Annotated in this window: 21 protein-coding genes and 1 pseudogene; 11 read left to right on the forward strand and 11 right to left on the reverse strand. The window is 44.8% G+C overall.

Translation table 11 applies throughout. The annotated features are described in order from the left end of the window. Positions 1-6: 6 nt before the first annotated feature. The 8 genes from F995_RS05400 (at position 7) to F995_RS05435 (ending at position 10,569) form a co-directional block, all read left to right on the forward strand. Positions 7-2,055, forward strand: a complete 2,049-nt coding sequence (locus F995_RS05400; RefSeq protein WP_004645801.1) for a site-specific recombinase — start codon at positions 7-9, stop codon at positions 2,053-2,055. A gap of 152 nt (positions 2,056-2,207) precedes the next feature. Further along, positions 2,208-2,810, forward strand: a complete 603-nt coding sequence (locus tag F995_RS05405; RefSeq protein WP_004645802.1) for a phosphatase PAP2 family protein — start codon at positions 2,208-2,210, stop codon at positions 2,808-2,810. Between the two features lie 36 nt (positions 2,811-2,846). Further along, entirely contained in the window at positions 2,847-4,109 is a 1,263-nt protein-coding gene (locus F995_RS05410; protein WP_004280644.1) for an efflux RND transporter periplasmic adaptor subunit, read from the forward strand. 13 nt (positions 4,110-4,122) lie between these two features. Beyond that, complete coding sequence (locus F995_RS05415) at positions 4,123-7,299, forward strand: efflux RND transporter permease subunit (protein ID WP_004280646.1); 3,177 nt, start codon at positions 4,123-4,125, stop codon at positions 7,297-7,299. After that, a complete protein-coding gene (gene adeK, locus F995_RS05420; RefSeq protein ID WP_004280647.1) occupies positions 7,299-8,765 on the forward strand; it encodes a multidrug efflux RND transporter AdeIJK outer membrane channel subunit AdeK in 1,467 nt (488 codons plus the stop codon). The genes F995_RS05415 and adeK overlap by 1 nt, the downstream gene beginning before the upstream one ends. 108 nt (positions 8,766-8,873) lie before the next feature. Further along, positions 8,874-9,230 carry a YbjQ family protein gene (locus F995_RS05425; protein WP_004280648.1) on the forward strand — a complete coding sequence of 119 codons (357 nt, stop codon included), beginning with the start codon at positions 8,874-8,876 and terminating at the stop codon, positions 9,228-9,230. Between the two features lie 3 nt (positions 9,231-9,233). Continuing rightward, a complete protein-coding gene (locus F995_RS05430) occupies positions 9,234-9,662 on the forward strand; it encodes a YbjQ family protein (protein ID WP_004280650.1) in 429 nt (142 codons plus the stop codon). Between the two features lie 232 nt (positions 9,663-9,894). Continuing rightward, positions 9,895-10,569: a DUF1345 domain-containing protein gene (locus tag F995_RS05435; protein ID WP_004280651.1), complete on the forward strand. Its 675-nt coding sequence runs from the start codon at positions 9,895-9,897 to the stop codon at positions 10,567-10,569. Positions 10,570-10,691: 122 nt separating this feature from the next. Here the strand turns inward: F995_RS05435 and F995_RS05440 are convergent, their stop codons facing one another. The 3 genes from F995_RS05440 to F995_RS05450 form a co-directional block, all read right to left on the reverse strand. Next, the gene (locus F995_RS05440; protein ID WP_004645803.1) at positions 10,692-11,189 is read right to left on the reverse strand and encodes a DUF2505 family protein; all 498 of its coding nucleotides are present in this window, start codon (positions 11,187-11,189) and stop codon (positions 10,692-10,694) included. 149 nt (positions 11,190-11,338) lie between these two features. Beyond that, positions 11,339-11,614: a hypothetical protein gene (locus tag F995_RS05445; RefSeq protein ID WP_004280654.1), complete on the reverse strand. Its 276-nt coding sequence runs from the start codon at positions 11,612-11,614 to the stop codon at positions 11,339-11,341. Positions 11,615-11,873: 259 nt separating this feature from the next. Continuing rightward, positions 11,874-12,359: a hypothetical protein gene (locus F995_RS05450; protein WP_004645804.1), complete on the reverse strand. Its 486-nt coding sequence runs from the start codon at positions 12,357-12,359 to the stop codon at positions 11,874-11,876. Positions 12,360-12,730: 371 nt separating this feature from the next. Between F995_RS05450 and F995_RS05455 the strand changes: the two genes are divergently transcribed. Then, positions 12,731-13,198, forward strand: a complete 468-nt coding sequence (locus F995_RS05455) for a GNAT family N-acetyltransferase (RefSeq protein WP_004645805.1) — start codon at positions 12,731-12,733, stop codon at positions 13,196-13,198. On the opposite strand, the gene F995_RS05460 is transcribed toward F995_RS05455, so the two are convergent. The 5 genes from F995_RS05460 to F995_RS05480 form a co-directional block, all read right to left on the reverse strand. Continuing rightward, positions 13,195-15,006, reverse strand: coding sequence for a sensor domain-containing diguanylate cyclase (locus F995_RS05460; RefSeq protein ID WP_004645807.1), 1,812 nt, complete (start codon positions 15,004-15,006; stop codon positions 13,195-13,197). The two genes, F995_RS05455 and F995_RS05460, sit on opposite strands and share 4 nt — an antisense overlap. A gap of 241 nt (positions 15,007-15,247) precedes the next feature. Further along, on the reverse strand, positions 15,248-15,586 hold the full coding sequence (locus F995_RS05465) for an FKBP-type peptidyl-prolyl cis-trans isomerase (RefSeq protein WP_004280661.1): 339 nt from the start codon (positions 15,584-15,586) through the stop codon (positions 15,248-15,250). A gap of 85 nt (positions 15,587-15,671) precedes the next feature. Beyond that, positions 15,672-16,295, reverse strand: coding sequence for an MgtC/SapB family protein (locus F995_RS05470; RefSeq protein WP_004645808.1), 624 nt, complete (start codon positions 16,293-16,295; stop codon positions 15,672-15,674). Positions 16,296-16,380: 85 nt separating this feature from the next. Beyond that, entirely contained in the window at positions 16,381-16,911 is a 531-nt protein-coding gene (locus F995_RS05475; protein ID WP_026055736.1) for a YaeQ family protein, read from the reverse strand. 101 nt (positions 16,912-17,012) lie between these two features. After that, a complete protein-coding gene (locus F995_RS05480) occupies positions 17,013-18,020 on the reverse strand; it encodes a CobW family GTP-binding protein (protein ID WP_004645810.1) in 1,008 nt (335 codons plus the stop codon). A gap of 391 nt (positions 18,021-18,411) precedes the next feature. Here F995_RS05480 and F995_RS05485 point away from each other — a divergent pair, with 391 nt between their 5' ends. Further along, on the forward strand, positions 18,412-18,645 hold the full coding sequence (locus F995_RS05485; protein WP_004645811.1) for a hypothetical protein: 234 nt from the start codon (positions 18,412-18,414) through the stop codon (positions 18,643-18,645). A gap of 353 nt (positions 18,646-18,998) precedes the next feature. Beyond that, complete coding sequence (locus F995_RS05490) at positions 18,999-20,603, forward strand: bifunctional 3-(3-hydroxy-phenyl)propionate/3-hydroxycinnamic acid hydroxylase (RefSeq protein WP_004645813.1); 1,605 nt, start codon at positions 18,999-19,001, stop codon at positions 20,601-20,603. Positions 20,604-20,684: 81 nt separating this feature from the next. Here F995_RS05490 and F995_RS05495 read toward each other — a convergent pair whose 3' ends face one another. The 3 genes and pseudogenes from F995_RS05495 to F995_RS05505 all read right to left on the reverse strand — a co-directional run bounded on the left by F995_RS05495 (position 20,685) and on the right by F995_RS05505 (position 23,402). Then, positions 20,685-21,299 carry a glutathione S-transferase family protein gene (locus F995_RS05495; protein WP_004645814.1) on the reverse strand — a complete coding sequence of 205 codons (615 nt, stop codon included), beginning with the start codon at positions 21,297-21,299 and terminating at the stop codon, positions 20,685-20,687. Positions 21,300-21,432: 133 nt separating this feature from the next. Then, positions 21,433-22,201: pseudogene (locus F995_RS17165) on the reverse strand (LysR family transcriptional regulator). Position 22,202: 1 nt separating this feature from the next. Beyond that, positions 22,203-23,402 (reverse strand): MFS transporter, encoded by a 1,200-nt coding sequence (locus F995_RS05505; RefSeq protein ID WP_004645817.1) that lies wholly within the window; start codon positions 23,400-23,402, stop codon positions 22,203-22,205. Between the last annotated feature and the right edge of the window lie 29 nt (positions 23,403-23,431).

Below are 23,431 nucleotides of genomic sequence, written 5' to 3' on the forward strand. Positions count from 1 at the left end.
TCGCCTATGCATATTAATTTTCTAGATCTTTTTCAAAACATGCAACACCAGCTTGAACAACCTCGGGCGGTGCTGGATGAAAATCTTCTGATTGAACTGGTTGAAAGAATCAGACCTGAAGACAGCAGAAATACCGAAGAGATCAAAGCGAAATTCAATGCATTTATCCGGGCTTTATTACTCACCCCGAATGCGGTTGCCACGCTTCAAACCTTTACCCTGCGGATCATTAACCGCTATAAACAGACCGGTCTGTTTTCCGATACCGGCATTTTGTCTCTAGATGGATTCTGGAACCAGCTAAACCAGCGCCTTGGTGCACATGTCTTGCCGCTGATTCCCGACCATCAGCAACTCCAGGAATTATTCCGCAAGGTTTTTTATCAGCGTACCGATAAATACTGGCTGGATTATTTTGATGAAGATGACTGGCAACGTTTATTTTCAGTCCTGAATCAGGGACATTCCAATCAGCCTGAAAAAACCCGAATTAAAGACCAACTGATCAAGGCATTGACCATTTTGTCTTACCGGATCAGTGGTATTGGTCTGCACCCTGAATTTATTAATGCCCAGCCTGAACTGATGGAATATGAATCTCCTTTTCTGGTACAGAATCGTGAGATTAACGAGTTTATTCAGGAATATAAAAAACGTTACAACACAGTCACCCTAGTCGATTCGATTACCCCACCGGATGCCTCACAAGCACTGGTGATGCTGGAACAATGTCATGATGTCGTGGCCAAGATTCGCCGTTCTACCAAGCGGACTGGCGTCAGTGTCAGCCTGACCTATATGCTGGCACTGCTAGAACAGTGTCTGGAACGGGTTGAGATTCTGCTGAATATGGTCATGGATGACGATGATCTGCGTTATCAATCCATTGGCCTATTTATGGCGGACATTACTGAAGCAATTTATAGCGAACGCAGTGTGCGGGCCCTGCTGGCCACCAATAGTGAACTTTTGGCTTTACAGGTCACTGAAAATGCCAGCAAGACCGGTGAGCATTATGTGAGTACCGACAAGCAAGGCTTTCTGGCCATGTATAAATCGGCTGCAGGTGCTGGTGCCATCATCGCGACAATGGCCACCTTAAAAGTTCTGATGACACGCCTCACCATGGCTCCGTTAATGCAGGCTTTTAGCTACAGCATGAACTATTCGCTAGGCTTTATGCTGATTCATGTCCTGCATTTTACCGTAGCGACCAAACAACCGGCGATGACTGCTGCCGCACTGGCGGCTACTGTACAGCAGCGTAAAGGCTCGAAAATGGCTCAAATTGCCGAGCTGGCCGCGCTGATTGTAAATATCATCCGCACCCAGTTTGTCGCCATTTTGGGCAATATTTCGATTGCAATTCCCGTAGCAGCATTGATTACCCTGCTGTGGGATTTTGCGCTGCATGAACCTTTAATGAATCATGCCAAGGCTGCCAAAACCCTGCATGACCTGAATCCTTTTACTTCGTTGGCAATTCCGCATGCAGCGATTGCCGGGGTATGTCTGTTCCTGTCCGGATTATTGGCCGGTTATTTTGACAATATGGCCGTTTATCGCAAAGTCGGTCCGCGCCTGAAAGCCCATGTGCGGTTATCGCAGCTGATGGGGCAAGAGCGTCTTTACCGTTTTGCTGACTATATCGAACGTAATTTGGGTGCACTGGCGGGTAATTTTATTTTTGGGATCATGCTCGGCAGTATGGGCACCATTGGTTTTATTCTCGGTCTGCCACTGGATATTCGCCATATCGCCTTTGCCTCTGCCAACTTTATTCAGGGTCTAATTACGATCAATGGTCCCGATATCGGCTTGATCGTAGTGTCTTTTCTGGGTGTGTTACTCATTGGCCTGACCAACTTGTTTGTCAGTTTCACTTTGACGATTATTGTAGCCTTACGCGCACGCCGGGTGCGTTTTGAACAGTGGAAACCTTTGGCAAAACTGGTCATGACGCACTTCCTGACCCGACCTAGTGATTTCTTCTGGCCACCCAAACAAAGCATTGAAATTGACGAAAATCATACATCGACAAAAACTCAAAACTGAGATAATTACACTATATTTAGCAACAAATTCCTTACGAAAAAAATGGAATTCGCATAAAATACGCACACTTGAAAAAAAGTGTACTGACAAGTACACTTTGCTTCAGACAATTGACCGATCTGCGAACGGTTAAAAGGACAAGGATTTTTGGCATGCATTACTTGTTACTTTTTGTCGGTATTTTATTTTTAATTTTCAGTGTGTTCATCCTGAATATTCCCGCTTTAAACGAGCTCGACTTGCAAGCTGTGGAATGGATGAGTCTTTATCGCACCGAGTTTTGGAATCAAATTACTCAGTCCTTATCCTTAATAGGTGGCATGCCATTTGTATTATTTTTATCCACGCTATGGTGTATTGCATTGCTGTGGTATAAAAAGTATACAAACGCAATTTTTATATGTATCGGAATTATCGGAGGAATTCTCCTAGCTTGGCTGTTGAAATTTGCAATTGCCCGACCCCGACCACCAGAATCCTTGCATCTGGTTGAAAGCTTTGGAAGTTCCTTTCCAAGTGCCCATAGTCTATATGCGGCTTGTCTGGCTTGTTTGGCAATTTACATCCATCGGCAACATTCCCGTTATACCCTCATCGTGATAGGTGCAGTGGTATGGATGCTGATGATGGGGATCTCAAGAGTTTATCTGGGCGTACATTTTCCTTCAGATGTCATATCCGGCTGGAGTATCAGTTTTATTTGGATTTCGTTGTGGTATATGGTCTGGATCAGATATTGCGCGGCTCACAAATAAGAAAATTTAGATATAAATCTAATTAGAGGTGGAATAATGATGTCTGCAAAGCTTTGGGCACCTGCCCTGACTGCTTGCGCATTGGCAACAAGTCTTGCACTTGTTGGTTGTAGCAAAGATCCTAAAGAGGGCCAGCAAGCTGGTGCTCAACAACAAATGCCACCGACTGAAGTCGGTGTTCTTGTTGCACAACCGCAAAGTGTAGAGCAGTCTGTAGAGCTCTCAGGTCGTACAACAGCATTTGAAATTTCAGATGTACGTCCACAAGCCAGTGGCGTGGTGCTTAAACGCTTGTTCACGGAAGGCAGCTATGTGCGTGAAGGTCAGGCCTTGTATGAAATCGATTCAAGCACCAACCGCACTACAGTGGACAATGCTCGTGCAGCGATTGCCCGTGCTGAAGCCAATCTGGGCGTATTGCGTGTGAAGGAAGGCCGTTACCGTCAACTGGTCGGTACCAATGCCATTTCCAAACAGGAATATGATGACATCGCGGCACAGGTCAAACTGGCTGAAGCTGATTTGAATGCCAATCGCGCAACTTTGCGTAATGCCGAAATCAACCTGGGCTATTCGACTGTACGCGCTCCGATTTCAGGCCAGACCAACCGTTCATCGGTGACGGCGGGTGCTTTGGTAACAGCGAATCAGCCAGAGCCATTGGTGACAATTCAGCGTCTAGATCCAATCTATGTAGATATCAACCAGTCAAGTGCCGAGCTTTTACGTTTACGTCAACAGCTTAACCAAGGCAGCTTGAACAGCTCGAACAACACCAAAGTCAAGTTGAAGCTTGAAGATGGCAGTATCTACCCGGTTGAAGGCCGTCTTGCATTCTCTGATGCCAGCGTGAACCCGGAAACAGGTACCGTGACTTTACGTGCGGTATTCCCGAACAAAAATCACCTGCTTTTGCCAGGTATGTTTGCCACTGCACAAATCGTACAGGGTGAAGTACCGAATGCGTTCCTGATTCCGCAAGCAGCTTTGACCCGTACCCCAACAGGTCAGGCGATGGCGATGCTGGTCGGTGCTGACAATAAAGTGACGCCACGTCCAGTGACTACCGTTGGTTCCCAAGGCAGCAACTGGATTGTGACTGAAGGTCTGAATCCAGGCGATAAAGTGATTGTAGATGGTATTGCGAAAGTAAAACCTGAACAGCAAGTTGTACCAAAACCTTATCAACCTCAAGCTGCTGCGCCACAAGGTGCTGCACCGCAACAGCCTGCAACGAGCGAGAAAAAGGCAGATGATGCTAAAGAGAAACCTGAACAAAAACCTGCTGCAAATGCATAAGGAGTAATGGTTCATGGCTCAATTCTTTATTCATCGCCCGATTTTCGCATGGGTGATTGCATTGGTGATTATGCTGGCGGGTATTTTAACCATCAGCAAAATGCCGATTGCACAATATCCAACCATCGCGCCACCGACCGTGACGATTTCTGCGACTTATCCGGGTGCATCTGCTGAAACTGTTGAAAATACAGTGACCCAGATCATCGAGCAGCAGATGAACGGTATGGATGGCTTGCGCTATATCTCGTCTAACAGTGCGGGTAACGGCTCTTCGTCTATTTCCTTGAATTTTGACCAGGGTGTCGATCCTGATATCGCACAGGTTCAGGTTCAAAACAAATTACAGTCTGCGACTGCCCTGCTGCCTGAAGATGTACAGCGTCAGGGTGTGCGGGTGACCAAATCGGGTGCAAGCTTCTTGCAAGTTTTGGCATTCTATTCACCTGATAGCAGCCTGACCGCAGATGACATCAAAGACTATGTTAACTCGAATATTGCTGAACCTTTAAGCCGTGTGGCCGGGGTCGGTGAAGTTCAGGTCTTTGGTGGTTCTTATGCGATGCGTATCTGGCTGGATCCAGCCAAGATGGCCAGCCTGCAAGTAACGCCAAGTGATATTGCTAATGCAATCCGTACCCAGAATGCACAGGTTGCCGTAGGTCAGTTGGGTGGTGCGCCTGCAGTTCAAGGACAAGTGTTAAATGCGACGGTAACGGCTCAAAGTCTGTTACAAACGCCGGAGCAGTTCAGCAATATCTTCCTGAAAAATGCCACTTCTGGTGCGCAGGTTCGCTTAGGTGATGTTGCACGAGTTGAACTCGGTGCAGATAACTATCAGTTCGATTCTAAATTTAATGGCAAACCGGCTGGTGGTGTAGCAATCAAGCTTGCGACTGGCGCCAATGCCCTGGATACCGCACAAGCGGTTGAAGAACGCTTAAAACAGTTACGTCCGAACTATCCGCAAGGCATGGTCGACCAACTGGCGTTTGATACAACACCATTTATTGAACTGTCGATTAAGAGTGTAGTTAAAACTCTGATCGAAGCGATTATTCTAGTATTCCTGGTGATGTTCCTGTTCTTGCAGAACTGGCGTGCCACCATCATTCCAACCATGGCAGTTCCAGTCGTAGTATTGGGTACATTTGCCGTCATTAACATCTTTGGCTTCTCGATTAATACCCTGACCATGTTTGCCATGGTATTGGCGATTGGTCTTCTGGTCGATGACGCGATTGTTGTGGTCGAGAACGTCGAACGGGTCATGGTGGAAGAACATCTGGATCCGGTTGCTGCAACTGAAAAATCGATGAAACAGATTTCTGGCGCATTGATTGGTATTACCTCGGTGCTGTCGGCAGTATTCGTTCCAATGGCTTTCTTCGGTGGAACCACCGGGGTCATTTATCGCCAGTTCTCGATTACGCTGGTCACAGCGATGGTCTTGTCACTGGTGGTTGCCTTAACCTTTACTCCTGCCCTGTGTGCGACCCTGCTGAAACAGCATGATCCGAACAAGCCGGAAAGTAATGGTATTTTTGCGCGTTTCTTCCGCTGGTTTAATAGCAGTTTTGACAAGGTCTCTGTGAAATATCAGGGCGGCGTCAACCGCATGACCCACAGCAAGATTTTCTCAGGTGTGGTGTATGCCGTGGTACTGGGTATTATTGTGCTGTTGTTCCAGAAACTGCCTTCTTCGTTCCTACCGGATGAAGACCAGGGCGTGGTCATGACGCTGGTTCAGTTACCGCCAAATGCAACCTTGGAACGTACCGACAAAGTGGTCAGCACCATGACCAACTATTTCTTGGAAAACGAGAAAGAGCATGTAGAATCCGTCTTTAGTGTGGCAGGTTTCTCCTTCACGGGTGTGGGACAAAATGCAGGTCTGGCTTTCATTAAGTTGAAAGACTGGTCAGAGCGTCACAGTCCGGAATCTCAAGTCGGTGCCATTATTCAACGTGGTATGGCACTGAACATGATTATCAAAGATGCGTCTTATATCATGCCATTGCAGCTTCCTGCGATGCCTGAACTGGGTGTGTCGGCTGGCTTCAACTTGCAGCTCAAGGCTGCAAGTGGTCAAAGTCATGAACAGCTCCTGGCAGCACGTAATGCAATCCTGGGTATGGCCGCACAAGATTCGCGTCTGGCAGGCGTACGTCCAAACGGTCAGGAAGATACTCCTCAGTACCGTGTCATTGTGGATCATGCGCAAGCAGGTGCACTGGGTGTCAGCGTTGCCGAAATTAACAGCACCATGGGTATTGCTTGGGGCGGTTCATATATCAATGATTTCATTGATCGTGGTCGTGTCAAGAAAGTCTATGTTCAGGGTGAAGCTGGCTCACGTATGATGCCGGAAGATCTGGACCAATGGTATGTGCGTAATAATCGTGGTGAAATGGTGCCATTCTCGGCATTTGCCACAGGCGAATGGACCTACGGTTCACCACGTCTTGAGCGTTATAACGGCGTATCGTCCATGAACATTCAAGGTACACCTGCTCCGGGTATCAGCTCGGGCGACGCAATGGTGGCCATGGAAGAAATTGTGGCTAAGTTACCAGAAATGGGCTTGCAAGGTTTCGACTTCGAATGGACAGGCCTGTCTTTAGAAGAGCGTGAATCTGGTGCACAAGCTCCGTTCCTGTATGCCTTGTCACTGCTGATTGTCTTCCTGTGTCTGGCAGCCCTGTATGAAAGCTGGTCGATTCCGTTCTCGGTTCTACTGGTGGTCCCATTGGGTATTGTCGGTGCATTATTACTCACCTTTGGTGGAATGGTGCTGCTGCAAAATCCAAACCTGTCGAATAACATTTACTTCCAGGTAGCGATTATTGCCGTGATTGGTCTTTCTGCGAAAAACGCGATCTTGATTGTCGAGTTTGCGAAAGAATTGCAGGAACAAGGTGAAGAGTTATTTGAAGCGACCTTGCATGCGGCAAAAATGCGTTTACGTCCAATTATCATGACCACATTGGCCTTTGGTTTTGGTGTATTACCGCTTGCTCTGGCTTCAGGGGCGGGTGCAGGTAGCCAGCACTCAGTCGGTTATGGCGTACTCGGCGGCGTGATCAGCTCGACCTTGTTAGGTATCTTCTTTATCCCGGTATTCTACGTGTGGATTCGAAGTGTCTTTAAATACAAACCAAAACAACAAAATCAGGAGTATAAGTCGTAATGCAAAATGTATGGTCTATTACAGGTCGTAGCATTGCGGTATCTGCCCTTGCGCTTGCTTTGACGGCTTGTCAAAGCATGCGCAGTCCAGAGCCGGTTGCGCAGGCAGATATCCCGAGCAGCTATACCAATGCGTCTGGTACTTCTGTAGCAGAACAAGGTTATAAAAACTTTTTTGCCGATCAGCGCCTGTTACAGGTGCTGGATCTGGCATTAAACAATAACCGTGATTTGCGTATTGCTGCCCTCAATATTCAACGAGCCCAGCAACAGTATCAGATTACTGAAAACAACCAGTTACCGACGATTGGTGCCAGTGGTAGCGTATTGCGCCAGGACACCATGAATTCCCAGAATCGTGGTGCAGTGACGACTTATAATGTCGGACTGGGTGTAACTGCGTATGAACTGGATTTCTGGGGGCGTGTCCGCAGCTTGCGTGACAATGCGCTGGATAGTTTCCTGGCGACCCAAAGTGCGCGAGATGCGACGCAAATTGCCTTGATTGGTCAGGTGTCTCAGGCTTGGCTCAGCTACTCGTTTGCCAATGCCAATCTGGCTTTGGCTGAACAAACGCTGAAAGCCCAGCTTGAATCTTTCAATCTGAACAAGAAACGTTTTGATGTCGGGATCGACAGCGAGCTTCCAGTACGTCAGGCACAGATCTCGGTTGAAACTGCACGTAATGATGTTGCGAATTACCGCACTCAGGTAGCACAGGCACAAAACCTGTTAAACCTGCTGGTCGGTCAGCAAGTGCCTGCGAATTTATTACCAGCACAACGCGTAACCCGCATCACCTCAAATACTGCATTGGGTTCAGGCTTGCCAAGTGATCTACTGATTAACCGTCCAGATGTTCGTGCAGCAGAATACCGTCTGTCTGCGGCAGGTGCCAATATTGCGGCAGCACGTGCACGCCTGTTCCCGACGATTAGTTTGACCGGTTCAGCAGGTTATGCCTCTACGGATTTAGGCGACCTGTTTAAGTCGGGCAGTTTTGCCTGGTCATTTGGTCCGAGTCTGGATATTCCAATTTTTGATTGGGGTACCCGTCAGGCCAATATCCGTATTTCTGAAACCGATCAGCAAATTGCCTTGTCAGATTACGAAAAGTCGATTCAGACTGCTTTCCGTGAAGTGAATGATGCTTTGGCGGTACGTCAGAATATTGGTGATCGTCTTGCAGCTCAGCGCCGCCTGGTCGAAGCAACCAACACCACCTATCGCTTGTCACAGGCACGTTTCCGCGCCGGAATTGACAGCTATCTGACGGTACTGGACGCACAGCGTGCGTCTTATGCAGCAGAACAAGGTTTGTTATTGCTTGAACAGGCCAATCTGAACAATCAGGTTGAAGTCTACAAAACCCTGGGGGGCGGCTTGAAAGTCAATACGACGGATACCTTACCGAATACACCGTCTGTATCTGAACAGCGCCGTGCGGCAGAACAACCAGCGCAATAAATTCCAGACAGATCAGGAAAAGCTCACTTCGGTGGGCTTTTTTTTATTGCATTTTCGAAGCAGTTTTCCTATTGTCATAGACCAGCGATTTATTTAGAAAACATGCACATGTTACTTAGCAATCTGGAATCTGTACCGGGACATACCATTCGCCAGCAAATTGATGTGGTGTATGGCAGTACCGTACGCAGCAAACATGTCGGACGTGACTTATTGGCCGGCCTGAAAAATATTGTCGGTGGTGAGCTTACCGCCTATACCGAACTGCTGGAAGAATCACGACAGGAAGCCATGAACCGCATGATTGAAAAAGCCCGTAGTAGGGGTGCCAATGCGATTGTCGGCATTCGTTTCTCGACCTCTAATATCGCCCAAGGTGCTTCTGAACTCTTTGTTTATGGGACAGCCGTAGTCGTTGATCCGATCATGCCGAAATTGCCCGACCCTTTTCCGCAGGCAGATTAAAGCATGGATGGTTTAATTCTCCAGATCATCATTTTTGCCATTCTGTTTTGTGTCGGTTTCGGTTTTGGACGTTATAACGAAGGTAAACATTTTCGTTATCTGGATGAACAGGAACAACGTCTGGCATATATCCGGGTGAACAATAGCCGCTTCGCTGTGTCTGAATATTCCGGACAGATGATCAGCAGCAATGTGGTCATTTCTCATGATTATTTTAAATATGCGATTGCCAATGTGCAGAATATGCTCGGTGGCCGTCTGACCAGCTATGAAAGTGTAGTAGAACGAGCACGACGTGAAGCAATTGTGCGATTAAAACTCGAGGCCGAAAAAATCGGTGCGACTCAGATTATGGGCATTCGGCTCAGCACCACAGAACTCGGTATGCAAGGTGGCATGGTAGAAGTCTTTGCTTATGGCACTGCAATCTAACAACCTGCTCAATCGATCTAAACCTCGGTTCAGAAAAAAATTTATTGAGATGATCACGCCTGCTGCGCGATCCGCGCAGTCAAATTGCTCAACTCGAATCAGTTCGACACCTTTAGGATGAAATGTCGTAGAGGAAATAACTAAGGCTGCTACTCAGGCCGTTGCAATCTTCTTTATTGCAAACGGTTCTGTGTTAGGATCTTGAGAAGTCAGCAAAACAAATATAAATGGCATGATGCAGCTTCTTCAATCTATAAAAACGGCACTACAATCCCGTCTGTATTTCTTTATTATTTTCCCAGCCATCATTGGATTTTATCTGGTTTTACAGACAGTCACCCCTTTGAGCTGGTCAAGCTGCCTGTTGATCAGCTGGAATATCGCGATTTACGCTTATTTATTATTGACCATAAAAAAACTCTGGCGTATTGATCATGCTCATATTCTGCAACGCGCCATGCAACAAGATGCCAGCAAATGGATCATTCTGTTTCTAGTGATCATCACCCTGATCATGTGTTTTATTGCGATTATTATTGAAATTAATCATTTACCCCAAGACACCACTATTCGAACCGGCCATTTAATCTTATCAGTTCTGACCATTATTTCAGCCTGGTTCTTGATGCATACGATTTTTGCAATTCATTATACACATGACTTTTATCTGGCACTCGACAAACAGCAACACGGTGGACTGGATTTCCCCAATACCGCAAGACCGACTTATCCGGACTTTCTATATTTTAGTTATATCATCGGGACTTCTGCGCAAACTGCAGATGTATCCATTACTTGCCAATCTATGCGGGTTCTAAATACCTTACATTTGCTTTTGGCTTACGGATTCAATACCACCATTCTGGCCATCAGTATTAATGTGACGGCAAACTTTATCAGCACTTAAAAAAGTTTTTTGGATAGTGGCAGTCACCCTGAAAATGGCGATCTACCGCCCAATCAACTACCACTATCCTGCGTCTAACCTGACCAGTTTTTAAATTAGGTCAATCACACTATTTGATTGCTTCAAGCGGTGAGACCTTTACGCAATTCATCTTCGACAATGCTGAGTTCAATTTCACTAAATTTACGAATCTCACCTTCAGCATGCTTTTCTAACATGCCACCCAGCAAAGGCACTTTGACTTTGACTGTCCAGTTTAGCTGGAACTGGATCTGGTCTTCATCTCCGGTAACTGCACGCTGACAAATGGCCTCGATCGGCAAGTTCGCACCGAGTTGTACCGTCGAAGTCATTTCATTCAGATCGCTAACATCGGTACGCTGCAAACGGAATGCATCTTTGAGTGATTTTTTTGCGATATCAGGAATATTAACATCCAGATTATAAGCGCGTTTCAGGGTATACATATGCCCCTGCTTTTCCGAAACCAGGATTTCCAAGTTTTGCGCAGGAATTCGATGGCAAACTGCCTCATGCAAACGAATATCATTGGCCAAACGCTTAAATTCATCAATAGACACGCCATTGATAATTGCTTTCACGGTGAACTGATGTGCCATGCTATTTTTTCCTTATTTTTATTACGATATTCGCCTATGCCACTCTCGGCTGATGCGAATAAAAATCAGATACAGAGATGACTCTGCAATTTATATCAACTTTATAGCGGATGTCATTATTCTTTTATCGGGAAATACCGGCAGCCCGGTCAATGTTTGCAACATAGTTTTACTGAAAGCTGTGCCTGTCCACAGCTGATCTGTAGCTGCGCTTCGCCATAATAAATCACGGCATGAAACTCATCGGCACCATCATCTAGACCGGAAACATAGTATTCAGTTCCAGCTGGGAAAGCCTGCAGCCAGTCAGCCTTATAAAAATCCGAGACCGAATCAAACTGCAAATACAGTTCAGGCTCAGCTTCGATCTTCATCGCCAGTGCAATAAACTTCTGTAATTGTGCTTGATGAAAATCAATGATCATAGCGCTCCTGCCTTTTTAGTCCGGATCATTGTTCGCCAGACTTCGTACATTTTAAATGACTATTTCAAGAATAGGATTCACGAGTCTTGAGGTTTTTCTAGCGCAAGATTATGGCTTGAAGGAGATAAATTATATGGGCTATTTCCGCCAAGCGGCAGAAAAAATCTGAGCTAAGGCATGAGATACCTTTTCTGAATTGCAATGGCTTAAGTACGTAGTCTGAGATCTTCAATCGTAGAAAATGACTGAAAGTGGTGTTCTAAGCACAGTCAGAATGCAAAAGTTCCCTACGAATTTCATGCCGGTGCTCTTCTCCAAAACGGTCGACATGTGCATAGAATACGCCATAGCGACCGACATAATATTCCAGTGACTGATCATAAAAATTCCAGAAAATAGACCATTCGCCTAAATCCATCTGACGAATCTGGGTACCACTGTGCATCGGCATTTTTTGTAATAGTTCTTGCTGTAACTGTTCGGCCTGTGCCCGATTCTCAATATGCACCTGCCGTTGAAAGAATAGCTGTGCCACATCGTCAAACAGTTCCAGTTCATAAGCATCCACCAGATGTACTTGCTGCTCTTGCTCGATGACCTCTTGTTCTGTCATGCTAGAAATCTGTGCTGGTTTTTCTGGACGCTGACACACCAGATGGCGCTGAGCTTTATAGATCTTTCTGCCTACGATCCAGGCAGCATTCAACATGAATAAAACACATAACAGGAGCAGTAATTTCAGCATGGTTGATGATCTCATATGACTAATTTTATTTTTATGGTTATAGGATCAAGATTCATTTGAATAGTCCCTTTTGACTCAGCATACGTCTATTTTTTATACAGTGCAAACTTGAGGCATATTTTTACTATTTATCTCCTCTGCTTGCTCATTTGTGCCCAGATTCAAACTTCGATTTATTTAAAAATGGATTTGCTTTGATTTTTTATTTTTAACGCTGTAATGAGATTGAAGAACTTGAGATAAACAAACAGGACAAATCAGCAACAGAACAGATCTTCACATGGATAAATCACGGAAAATATTCTCAAAAAACTACAATATTGTTCTGTTTTTTACCCTCTTCTTTTTTATCCAATAAACCTTCCCTATAAATGTTCGAGAAAATGAATAATATTATGATTCGTGAAGGGAAGGTCGAAGATATACCTCAAATTATTCAGGTCATTCATGACAGCATTCAGTCCTGTGTACTGGATCATCAGCGTGAAGAAAGCAAAATTCAAACCTGGCTAGAAAAATTTGATCATGCCAGCCTGATTGTCGATATGCTGTATAACGATTGCTGGGTTTATCTCATCTATGACAAGGTCGTCGGGTTCTTATTGGTCAGTGATGCTGGAGAAATCCGGATGCATTATGTGGCCCAACACTGCCAAAGGCTGGGGTTTGGCACCGAGTTATTTCATCAAATGCATCACGCTTTATTAAAGAAAAAAATTCATCAGATTGAAATACAGTCTACTCAAACTGCATTAAGTTATTATCAACACTGCGGCTTTCATCCACATTCTGCCGAGTCAGAAGATGAATCGCGTTATCTGTATAAATATGTTTTTTAATCGGCCTCTTTTTCAATTTTTAACTGATCACGTCCGGCCTGTTTGGCGGCATAGAGCTGCACATCCGCCGCTTTCATCAATTCATGAATATCTGCATAGCCATGTTTTTGTTCAACCCAGGCCGCGCCCATACTGACCGTAACATAATCTTTTGCATCTGGCCGATTCAGATGTTCCATACGCTGTTCCCGAATCTGGTTTAATACATTTTCCAGATTTTTTAGGGCAGTTTGAACTGGCATTCCAGTGAGCAGAATCGCAAACTCTTCACCACCATAACGTGCCAGATAGCCAGATGGTGGCAAAGCAGCTTGAATAATCCTGACCAGATTTTTCAGGATTTCATCGCCTTTTAAGTGACCATAGTAGTCATTATAGTTTTTAAAAAAATCGACATCGAGCATGGCAAAAATCAAGGTATGTTGCGGCTGCTGTTGGGTCTGCAAAAACTGCTGCTGGATTTCATGATTTAAGGCACGCCGGTTAAAAGCTCCAGTCAGCGCATCAATATTCATTTGCTGTTCCAGTTTGGCATTCACTTCACGCAGTTGCTGGGTCCGTTCTTTAACTTTTTGATCGAGCGAATTATTGAGCGCGATCAGGTTCAGGTTCAGCTGTTCAGTCTCATAAGTTTGATGTGCATAATGTCTGGACTGCTGAAACATGATTAATAAGGCATAGATACTGGTTGAGATAAAGAACAGATGCGTGGTTTTAATTACATTGATCAGCAATAGATAATCATTCAAAAAAGTTAGACAGAGGAAAATAATTGCAATCAGATTTAAACGCGAATAATGCTCTTTATAACGTAAGGTCTGATAAAAACCGTAAATAAAATTACCGATGATGACCAAGGCAAAAATCGCACTAAATAGGGCCAGACGTTCAAATATCTCAGGAGGTGAAAATAGGGTGAAAGTAATGTTAAAAACCAGTAATGCCACTGCGATATAATAAATCACCGGATTTAGATAGCGCCGGTTAAACAGATGCATATAGCTGAGAAAAAAGAAGGCCGCAATAAAAGTAAACAGATACTCTAAGCGGGTTCCCCACAGCCAGTTGATATTGGTAAATACCGAATAGGCATAAGGTGCAGAAAACAGGTTATGCAGGGCTAAAAAGACAATAAACCAGCCAAAAACAAAGATACTTTTACTGTTACGTTCTCGTGATCCCCGGAATACCGAAAATAGAATAGTAAACACCCCCACCCCAAGTACCGCGCCGCACACCATGGCAATACTCATCATGAGCTGCTGAAATTGGCGATTGATGGTACCTGCAACGCCGATCTGCATCGGTCGTTCGAGACCACCATGCAAGTGGGTATAATTGGAAGCCTGAATGCTTAAGGTAATATATTCAGTGTCTGGAACAAAATAGCCAATACTCGGTGCTTTCTCAGTCACCTGTTTGTCAGGTGTGGTACTGATTTCCCCGAGACGGACAATAAACTGTCCATTGACATATACCCGATAGGCGCCGTATTGGGTTGGAATCCGAATCGCGATGCGTCGCCCGAGAAATTCTTTCGGAATTTTAAAATAACCAATAAAGGTACCGTAGCCAGAGTTTGAACCCGCTAGAGTTTTAAAAGAGGCTGGCAATTCAACTGTTTTTGACTGGAGTACGGGGCTGGGCTGAACAATAAACTGACTCGGATAAAACAGCCATTTTCCCTGCAAGGCACTAGTGCTATGTTCGGTAAAATGAACTTCAGTAATATGGTCGTGAGATTGCTGCTGAAATGACGGCGAAGGGAGTTCATCCTGAGCGATTGCTGAACTTATGATGCAAGTCATCCAGCTCAAGGTACAGACAAATACGAAAAAACAGACATTCCTTATCAAGTTATGCAAATACGTTCTATCTCAAGATAATTCTTTATTATTCTTATAATTTACAAGGAATATTTTTGATTTCAAATCTTTTTAGATGTTTTTTGTAGCTTATCCGGCACAGCCTATTTTTAAGCAACTGCACCGGAACCAGCGTATATCTTTGAATAAAAAATATAACTTATATTCAGCAAGTTAAATCATTTTAATCACGTGTTTTTACATCAAACAGTTCAATTTCAAAAATCAGGTTGGAATTGGCTGGAATGACTTTACCCATTTTACGTTCGCCATAGGCCAAATGTGCAGGCACCATCAGTTTACGCTTACCGCCAACTTTCATTCCCAGAATACCCTGATCCCAACCTTTGATTACACGGCCTGTGCCAATGACGGTTTCAAAATAATTACCACGGTCAATAGAGGAATCAAACTTGGTTCCATCTTCCAGCCAGCCAGTATAGTGCGTGGTAATTAGGGCACCTTTCACCGCTTCTTTACCTTCGCCTACTTTTAAATCAATAATTTCAAGTTCGTTGATCATGGTTATTTACCTGAGAGGAGCATAAAATTCAAAGCTCAGTATAAACTGGATTGCTCTGTTTTTTTAAGTCTGGGTCATTGATGGGTTAAAAGCTGAGTTCCTGAATATTCTTATCATTGAGTAAATACTGGGTTAATTCTTGATGATTCTTGGCCGATCCCATCAGTATCCAGCGTCCGACAATCTGTTGATCGACTTTTTTTTGTGAGGAATGCACCACTTTTAGCTTGTAACGCTTAAATAGCATTTCGTAGTGATTGGAATCATTTTCATCAAATGGACAGACAATTTCATAGCTGCGTTCCTGATTCAGAGATTCGATGCCGCGCTGGACATACATCAATAGAACCAGCACCACCATGACAATAAAAGTAGCCCAAATACTTAAGAGTTCATAGCCTGCACCGACCGCCATGCCGAGTGCGGCTGTCATCCAGATCGTGGTTGCGGTGGTAATCCCGGAAATACGGTTATCATCTTTCAGGATAACACCAGCACCTAGAAAACCCAGTCCAGTCAAGACATTGGCGGCCAGCCGGTCAGGATTGGCCACGCCTATTTTCAGGGAGATAATGGTAAATAAACAGGAACTCAGACTGACCATAATCATGGTACGCAGTCCGGCAGATTTACTGTGATACTCACGCTCTGCACCAATAATTGCGCCGATCGCGACAGCCAGCAGTAAATCATAAAGTTCATGGTACATGGTGCAACCCTGCGTATTCTTATCCCTCAGATATACGCAATTTGAGCTACAGGATACAAGTCTAGACTTGCATCCTTATTTGGCCTTATTGTAACTGTTCCCACTCAACCAGCACCTGGCCCTGATCGCCAATCAAGGTCCATTCACCATCCATCACATTGAGCTGTAACTGCATGGTGCGTTCGCATAACTGTGGCAATGCGTCGGTAGTTGCAGTAGATAACTTCCACACTTCCACATTTTTTAAGATTTTTAATTTGCTGCTGCGCTTATACCATTCATCCACCGCAGAACCATAGGTGACGACTGCGACCTGCTTGCAACGCGCACTGGCCTTTTTGACTTTATCTTCGTCCGGGCTACCGACTTCAATCCATTTGACCAGTTGCCCGGTCAGATCCTTTTCCCAGAGTGCCGGTTCATCGGTTTCAAACAGATCCTTGGTAAATTCTAGTGCTTCATCGGCATAGCGTGCATAGGCCAGAATACGCACCATCAAGCGTTCAATGGTTTCTGAAGGATGCAGTGCCATCGTCAGCTGATAATCCTCATAACGATGCGTATCCATATCCGCAATATTCAAATCAACCTTATAAATCGTCGCTTTTAACGCCATCACATAATCCTCAAATTTGGCGCCTAGCATATAAGATTTAGCGCTATTTTGCTGAACAGATTTAGGCCAATAATTCATTCAGCGCACTAGAAACAGTACCATTATTTCTCTGGATCCATACGACATTGCACCAGGGCAGTTTCAAAGGCCAGCCAATCCCGTGACTGTTGATAAATCACTTCTACCCGGTTATCAATGCCTTCATCTACCGACTGATAATTAAACTGCTCAGGATTAAAATTAAAGCTTTTCCAGCCTTGGTCGGTATGAAAAATTCCCTTGATTCTGAGCCAGTCTTTTTGTTCACAGAGCAGATCCAGCAGATCATAAAAATTGAATTGCCAGCGTTTTGGCAATTTCCAGCCCGCAACCTGATAACCCTGCGCGCTTTCTACATAATGATAAGGCATTTGCTGAATCACTAAGGGCGTATCTGCTGAACGGGTGATCTGTTGCTGTTTTAACAAAGGCTGAATCTGACGGGCAGAACCCCGATAGCCCTGCTTGATCAGTTCGATATCGAGTTGTCCATGCTCGGTGAACAACCACTGTTGGGCATAAGGTTGATATTCTGTCTGAAGTTGCGTGAGTGCTGCGTGGTCTGCGGTTGTCATCAAGTCAGTATGTGAAATCACCACAATATGCGCTGCCTTGAGTTGGTCTGCGTACAGGTTTTGCTGAGTCCAGTCTCGATCATGCAAACGTGAACCATCTACCACTGTGACCAATGCCTGCATGTTTAAATGACTCTGCCAGTGCGGTTCGGTCAGCTGTTCCAGTAATTGGCCAGGATGCCCCAGTCCGGTAGGTTCGATAAACAGACGATCCGGTTTCACTTCTGACAGCAGGCGTGACAAGGCAATCTGCATGGGTAACTGGCTACTACAACATAGACAACCACCCAACAGCTCTTTGACCGCAAAGCCCTGGTCTTGTGGCAATAACTGCTGGTCTACCCCAATCTGGCCGAATTCATTCATTAGCACAGCCCAGATTTCCTGTTCCGGTTTTTGCTGTAATAAATGTTTGATTAGTGTGGTTTTACCTGCCCCCAAAAATCCGGAAATGATATGGACAGGAATAGCCTGCGACGCTGACAGAATTTTCAAAATCGACTCTCAAGAGATTGAATAGAAATAGCAATACTCTGCATTATAAAGCACAGTGTGACTTTAAAATGCGTGTTCTTCGCAAACACGGCGTGAAAATCACAGAGATAAAAATTAATGGAATGATCCCAAATTACCAATTTTCTATGTTAACTTTTATTTCAAATTGGATTCTTGAAATATTCACACACACTTTCATTAAATAAAACTCCGCATAATTAACAGAAATAAAACAACTTTCTCAGTTTTGTATCTGCTGGGTTATTCCCTGCGTGTCGCTTTTGTTAATTGATTTGCTCAGTAAAATTTCAGTGCTTAGGATGGGCATCTGTCGAATTGATGTGATGGTCAGCTCGGCAGATTACATGACATGAATAAAAGGATGCCAAAAATGAAATATGCACAAATCTTACTTGCCACTACGCTTACTGCTGCTGCAGCCACCAGTTTTGCTGATAGTAAAACTACAGATGCGAAAACCACCACTGCAGAAGAAAAAGTGATTGTGACTACCCAGGAATTACCTGAATCGAATGCTCCTGTTGCAGGCGCATCTGCAGAGCAGCCTGCTGCCTCTGAAGCTGCTGCGGAAACTACGACACCTGCAAAACCTGCTGCACGTTAAGTGATTGAACAACTCGTTTAATCCTTCAATGAAGATATCAGGGACAGTAATTCTCCAGTAGGCTTTGTCCTATACTGCCCCCGATATTATTCTATGCTGAATCATGCTTGATGCTGGTTCAGCATTTTTATTGCATAAAATCTATTTATCACCATAGTCAAAACTGATCATAGAATTAATACAGGCTATCAAATTTTTATTATTTTTATAATTAAAATCAATTATTTATTTAAAAACTACCTATTTCAATCCAATATTATCCATATACTTAAGCTACTATCGCCCAACTTGTTTCTGGCTTCTAACTGTCCCTTAATAGCATCAAATGCAAGTCGATTGAGTGGACATTCGCTATGAGCAATACTAATTACACTACTGAAGTGGCAATCCTTGGCGCCGGCCCTGTAGGCTTAACCATTGCCAACTATCTGAGCAAGCAAGGCGTAGCTGTCACGATTGTCGAGCAACTGGATAGTTTGATTGATTATCCACGTGCGATTGGAATCGATGATGAATCCTTGCGTACCATTCAATCTTTGGGTTTAGTCGATCAAGTCTTGCCGCATACCACTCCGAATCATGCGATGCGCTTCTTGACGCCTAAAGGTCGCTGTTTTGCAGATATTCAGCCTTTAACACGTGAGTTTGGTTTCTCGCGCCGTAATGCCTTTATTCAGCCACAAGTCGATAACGTTCTGCTGCAAGGCTTAAAGCAATATAAAAACACGCAGGTGCTGTTTTCTCGTCAATTGACCCAGTTTAGTCAGGATGCTGACGGCGTAACACTCAACCTGCAAAACAAAGAGGGCGATGCAGAAACCATCCGCGCTCAATACCTGATTGCCTGTGATGGCGGTAATTCTTATGTGCGCCGCAACCTGGGCATTGCCTTTGAAGGCGAAACCGCACCGAATCAATGGATCGTGATCGACCTTGAGAATGACCCGCTTGCTACACCGCATATTTACTTATGTTGTGATCCGGTTCGTCCTTATGTATCAGCCGCATTGCCACATGGTATCCGCCGTTTTGAATTTATGGTCATGCCGGGTGAAACACAGGAAGAACTGAGCAAACCAGAAAATATTGCCAAACTTCTGTCCAAGGTGTTACCAAGCACGGATGGTATCGAAGTGATCCGTCAGCGTGTCTATACCCATAATGCGCGTATTGCGGACAAATTCCGTGCCGACCGTATTTTGCTTGCTGGTGATGCTGCGCATATCATGCCGGTATGGCAAGGTCAGGGTTATAACAGCGGTATGCGTGATGCCTTTAACCTGGCCTGGAAAATGGCGCTGGTTGTTCAAGGCAAAGCTGGCCCAGCACTTTTAGATTCTTATCAGATCGAACGTAAAGACCATGCCAAGGCGATGATTGACCTGTCGGTGATGGCAGGTCACGTATTGGCACCACCGAAAAAATGGCAAGGTTTTGTTCGTGACGGCATTGCCTATGCCCTGAACTATATCAAACCGATCAAGCAGTATCTGCTGGAAATGCGCTTCAAACCAATGCCGAAATATCATGACGGCGCACTTTTGAGCAAGGGAGCCAAGAACTCTCCAGTCGGCAAAATGCTTATCCAGCCTCAGGTTCAGCTGGCTTCGGGTGAAACCGTATTACTAGATGAAGTGATCGGCAATGATTTTGCGATTATTGCCTGGGGTGTCGATCCGAAATGGGGTCTCAGTCCAGATACGTTGCAACAGTGGAAAACGCTCGGCGTGAAATTCATTCAGGTAATTCCGGCGGTGCAATTGCAAAATAGCCAGCGTAAACAGTATGAAGATGTCATCACCATTGGTGATATCGGCACAGATATCCGCTCGTGGTTTGGCAACACGTCTGATTCAGTTGTGATCTTGCGTCCTGACCGTTTCGTAGCTGCTCTGGCCATTCCTCAATCGATGGAAAGCACCAGCCAGCAACTGTTTAAAAAGCTTTACCTGAAATAATATGAGGGTCACTTTTCACCACGCTTCGGCGTGGTTTTTTTTATTGTTTTAGATCTCCCGGACAATATATAGACCGAGGAATTAGACTCGGTACTCTTGAAACCACGGGATATCTTTCAGGGAATCACGGCGAGCCATCTGCTGCAGGAAGAGCCTAAACTCGTCAAATGGCGGTAAAATTTTCGCAGATATGGCGAAGATCAAACAGTAAGCCACATAGAGATCCGCCGCCGAGACTTTTTCACCCAACAGATAAGGACTAGCCTGCCCGATGCCCTGTTGCAGAAAATCAAATACGGCTGCTTCATTCCCAAAACTTAAACTTCTCCGGTTCTTTTCAATATTTTCTGGCGACACCTGCAAATTTTTTATATCGATATATTCGGTGAAGGGTCCATGACAGAAAAACATCCATTTTAAATACGCCCCACGCTTCGGATCATCCAAAGCAGGTGCCAATCCTTTGTCACGATATTTATCTGCCAGATAGATAAAAATGGCGGCCATTTCTGAAATGACGATCTCCTGATCTACCAGACAGGGAACTTTTCCCATCGGATTCATCTGTGTATATGCCTGCTGATGCATATCCTCATAGGCAATCTCCACCTGCTCAATCTGATCTTCAATTTGTAATTCTTTCAGCAAAGGCAACAAGGTCAGGCCACGTGATTGCGGATTGTTATAGAGCTTCATCATCCTGCTTCAACCGGTTTTTTTATTGTTAGAGGTTCAGTATAAAGCGATTTGCAGTTCCGATTTAAAAGGATGTGCTACAGATCATTTCTGTCGCACTGCTTTTTCGATGGGCTGATCAACGATGCAGATATTAGAAAAGATCCACACAAAACTTTTCTTTTAATACTTTTAAAATCAGATCAATCACCACATGTTTTTGATCCTTGCGATAATTGGCATAGAGCCCAATCATCGGCAACGGTTCCAGCGTCTTTTTCACCACAATATTATCGCCGAGCAATGGAATCACATAGGTCGGCACCAGACTCCAGCCCACCCCATCCCTACCAGATTGACATTGAGCAGGATATTGGTGGAATACTGCACCACATTCACTTTTAATTTAGACTGTTTAAAAAAATCCTGAATCAGCTTATGCAGTTGCGGATCGAATCAAACTCACTTAACTGCCCCGGATAACGGGTAAAGGCAATGTCGATCTGTCCATTTCTTCAGGCACTAAACTGCTCTGCATCGGTCAGACTATGAAACTGTGCTTTCAGTTCAGGAAAATGCGCGCGGATATTCGGCATGATATAAGGAAAGACTTTCATTTCCGCGACCGGCACGAATCCGATATTCAGCTGATCCTGCTGTGCATTCGCGATCTGTCTGGCAGTCTGAATGGCGCGCTCTGCATGCTCAAGACTCAGTAAAGCTTCTTTTAAAAACGCCTGTCCAGCTTCAGTTAGCCCGACCTTACGGTTATTCCGCTCTAGCAACTGTACGCCAACCTCACGTTCCAGATCCTTGATTTGCTGGCTCAATGAAGGCTGTACCGTATTTAATTTTTCCGCGGCACGGGTAAAGTTCAGTTCCTGCGCCACCGTAACGAAATAACGTAAATGCCTTAATTCCATTTTATAACTCCAAACTTGCCGGGCGCTTATTTTGCTTTTTGGCAACATACTGACGATAAACCAATATCGTCACAATGACGAGTGCGGCACTCAAAACATAAGTAGTTTCAAAGCCCCAATAGGCAATCAATACTCCCATTGCCACGGAACCGATCGCTAAACCCAGATCAAACAGGGTAAAGAAGGTTGAAATCGCATGTCCCATACGCTGTTTGTCGACCGACTGAATGGCCAAGGTCTGCAAACATGGGAATAGTGAACCATAACCGATGCCAATAAACACTGCCGACAACCATAATATCCATTGATTGGAAATCAGACTGACAATCACCAGACCAATGGCAAAGAAAATAAATGAAGGATAAATCACCGCACTGGGTCCCTTACGGTCATAAATCTTTCCAACCCAAGGTCTGACCAGCAACATGGATGCTGCAAATACAATAAAGAATACGCTGGTATAGCCCAAAAGCTGCTTGGTTTCACTAAATGCAGTAATAAAACTCATGATGCCCGAGTAGGCAAAAGCGGTTAGTAAAGCCACAAAACTTACCGCCAGAACTTTGACTTCCAGAATATCCTGCAAGCTCAAGCTGGTTTTTTCTGTGCTTATAGCTTCAGGTTTTGGTAACTCTGTGATTTTGAGCATCCAACAGAAAATGAGCCCCAAAGAAATGATAACGGCAAGAATGCCAAATAAGACTTTGAAGCTGGTGAACTGAATTACGGTCAATGCCAGCAAGGGCCCAAAAACCACACCCAGATTGGTCGACATGACGAAATAGCCCATGCCCTCACCTTTGCGCTGTTCAGGAATAAATTCATTAGCGACGGGTACTGCCACCGTGGTCAGAATACTGAACCAGATACCATGTAAAAAACGCACCAGCAACAGCGACCACATGCTATCTACCAGCAAATAACTAAAGGCAAATAAGGCAAAAATCACACCTGCGCCGCGCATCGAGATTTTCTTGCCGAGCTTTTCGATGATCATGCCGGAAAATGGCCGAATCGCAATCGAAGAGGCCAAAAATAGCGTCAGCGCCAACCCAGCTTCTTTTACCGAACCGCCCAGATCTTTCATGATGTAAATCGGCAAGATGGTCAGTAAGGCAAAGTAATAAACGAACAGGAAAAAATTATTGAATAAGCACAAGATAAATGAGCGATTCCATAACCGCTCAGCGCTAACTGACATAATCACCAACTTTTAAAATTTGTAGGGAA

Source organism: Acinetobacter sp. CIP A162 (assembly GCF_000367905.1).
Taxonomy (GTDB): Bacteria; Pseudomonadota; Gammaproteobacteria; order Pseudomonadales; family Moraxellaceae; genus Acinetobacter; species Acinetobacter lwoffii.

What these genes read in the sequence shown, in the direction of transcription:
- F995_RS05400 (WP_004645801.1), top strand. Translation starts at nt 7, where the DNA reads ATGCATATTAATTTTCTAGATCTTTTTCAAAACATGCAACACCAGCTT.
- F995_RS05405 (WP_004645802.1), top strand. Translation starts at nt 2,208, where the DNA reads ATGCATTACTTGTTACTTTTTGTCGGTATTTTATTTTTAATTTTCAGT.
- F995_RS05410 (WP_004280644.1), top strand. Translation starts at nt 2,847, where the DNA reads ATGATGTCTGCAAAGCTTTGGGCACCTGCCCTGACTGCTTGCGCATTG.
- F995_RS05415 (WP_004280646.1), top strand. Translation starts at nt 4,123, where the DNA reads ATGGCTCAATTCTTTATTCATCGCCCGATTTTCGCATGGGTGATTGCA.
- adeK (WP_004280647.1), top strand. Translation starts at nt 7,299, where the DNA reads ATGCAAAATGTATGGTCTATTACAGGTCGTAGCATTGCGGTATCTGCC.
- F995_RS05425 (WP_004280648.1), top strand. Translation starts at nt 8,874, where the DNA reads ATGTTACTTAGCAATCTGGAATCTGTACCGGGACATACCATTCGCCAG.
- F995_RS05430 (WP_004280650.1), top strand. Translation starts at nt 9,234, where the DNA reads ATGGATGGTTTAATTCTCCAGATCATCATTTTTGCCATTCTGTTTTGT.
- F995_RS05435 (WP_004280651.1), top strand. Translation starts at nt 9,895, where the DNA reads ATGATGCAGCTTCTTCAATCTATAAAAACGGCACTACAATCCCGTCTG.
- F995_RS05440 (WP_004645803.1), bottom strand. Translation starts at nt 11,189, where the DNA reads ATGGCACATCAGTTCACCGTGAAAGCAATTATCAATGGCGTGTCTATT.
- F995_RS05445 (WP_004280654.1), bottom strand. Translation starts at nt 11,614, where the DNA reads ATGATCATTGATTTTCATCAAGCACAATTACAGAAGTTTATTGCACTG.
- F995_RS05450 (WP_004645804.1), bottom strand. Translation starts at nt 12,359, where the DNA reads ATGCTGAAATTACTGCTCCTGTTATGTGTTTTATTCATGTTGAATGCT.
- F995_RS05455 (WP_004645805.1), top strand. Translation starts at nt 12,731, where the DNA reads ATGTTCGAGAAAATGAATAATATTATGATTCGTGAAGGGAAGGTCGAA.
- F995_RS05460 (WP_004645807.1), bottom strand. Translation starts at nt 15,006, where the DNA reads ATGACTTGCATCATAAGTTCAGCAATCGCTCAGGATGAACTCCCTTCG.
- F995_RS05465 (WP_004280661.1), bottom strand. Translation starts at nt 15,586, where the DNA reads ATGATCAACGAACTTGAAATTATTGATTTAAAAGTAGGCGAAGGTAAA.
- F995_RS05470 (WP_004645808.1), bottom strand. Translation starts at nt 16,295, where the DNA reads ATGTACCATGAACTTTATGATTTACTGCTGGCTGTCGCGATCGGCGCA.
- F995_RS05475 (WP_026055736.1), bottom strand. Translation starts at nt 16,911, where the DNA reads ATGGCGTTAAAAGCGACGATTTATAAGGTTGATTTGAATATTGCGGAT.
- F995_RS05485 (WP_004645811.1), top strand. Translation starts at nt 18,412, where the DNA reads ATGAAATATGCACAAATCTTACTTGCCACTACGCTTACTGCTGCTGCA.
- F995_RS05490 (WP_004645813.1), top strand. Translation starts at nt 18,999, where the DNA reads ATGAGCAATACTAATTACACTACTGAAGTGGCAATCCTTGGCGCCGGC.
- F995_RS05495 (WP_004645814.1), bottom strand. Translation starts at nt 21,299, where the DNA reads ATGAAGCTCTATAACAATCCGCAATCACGTGGCCTGACCTTGTTGCCT.
- F995_RS05505 (WP_004645817.1), bottom strand. Translation starts at nt 23,402, where the DNA reads ATGTCAGTTAGCGCTGAGCGGTTATGGAATCGCTCATTTATCTTGTGC.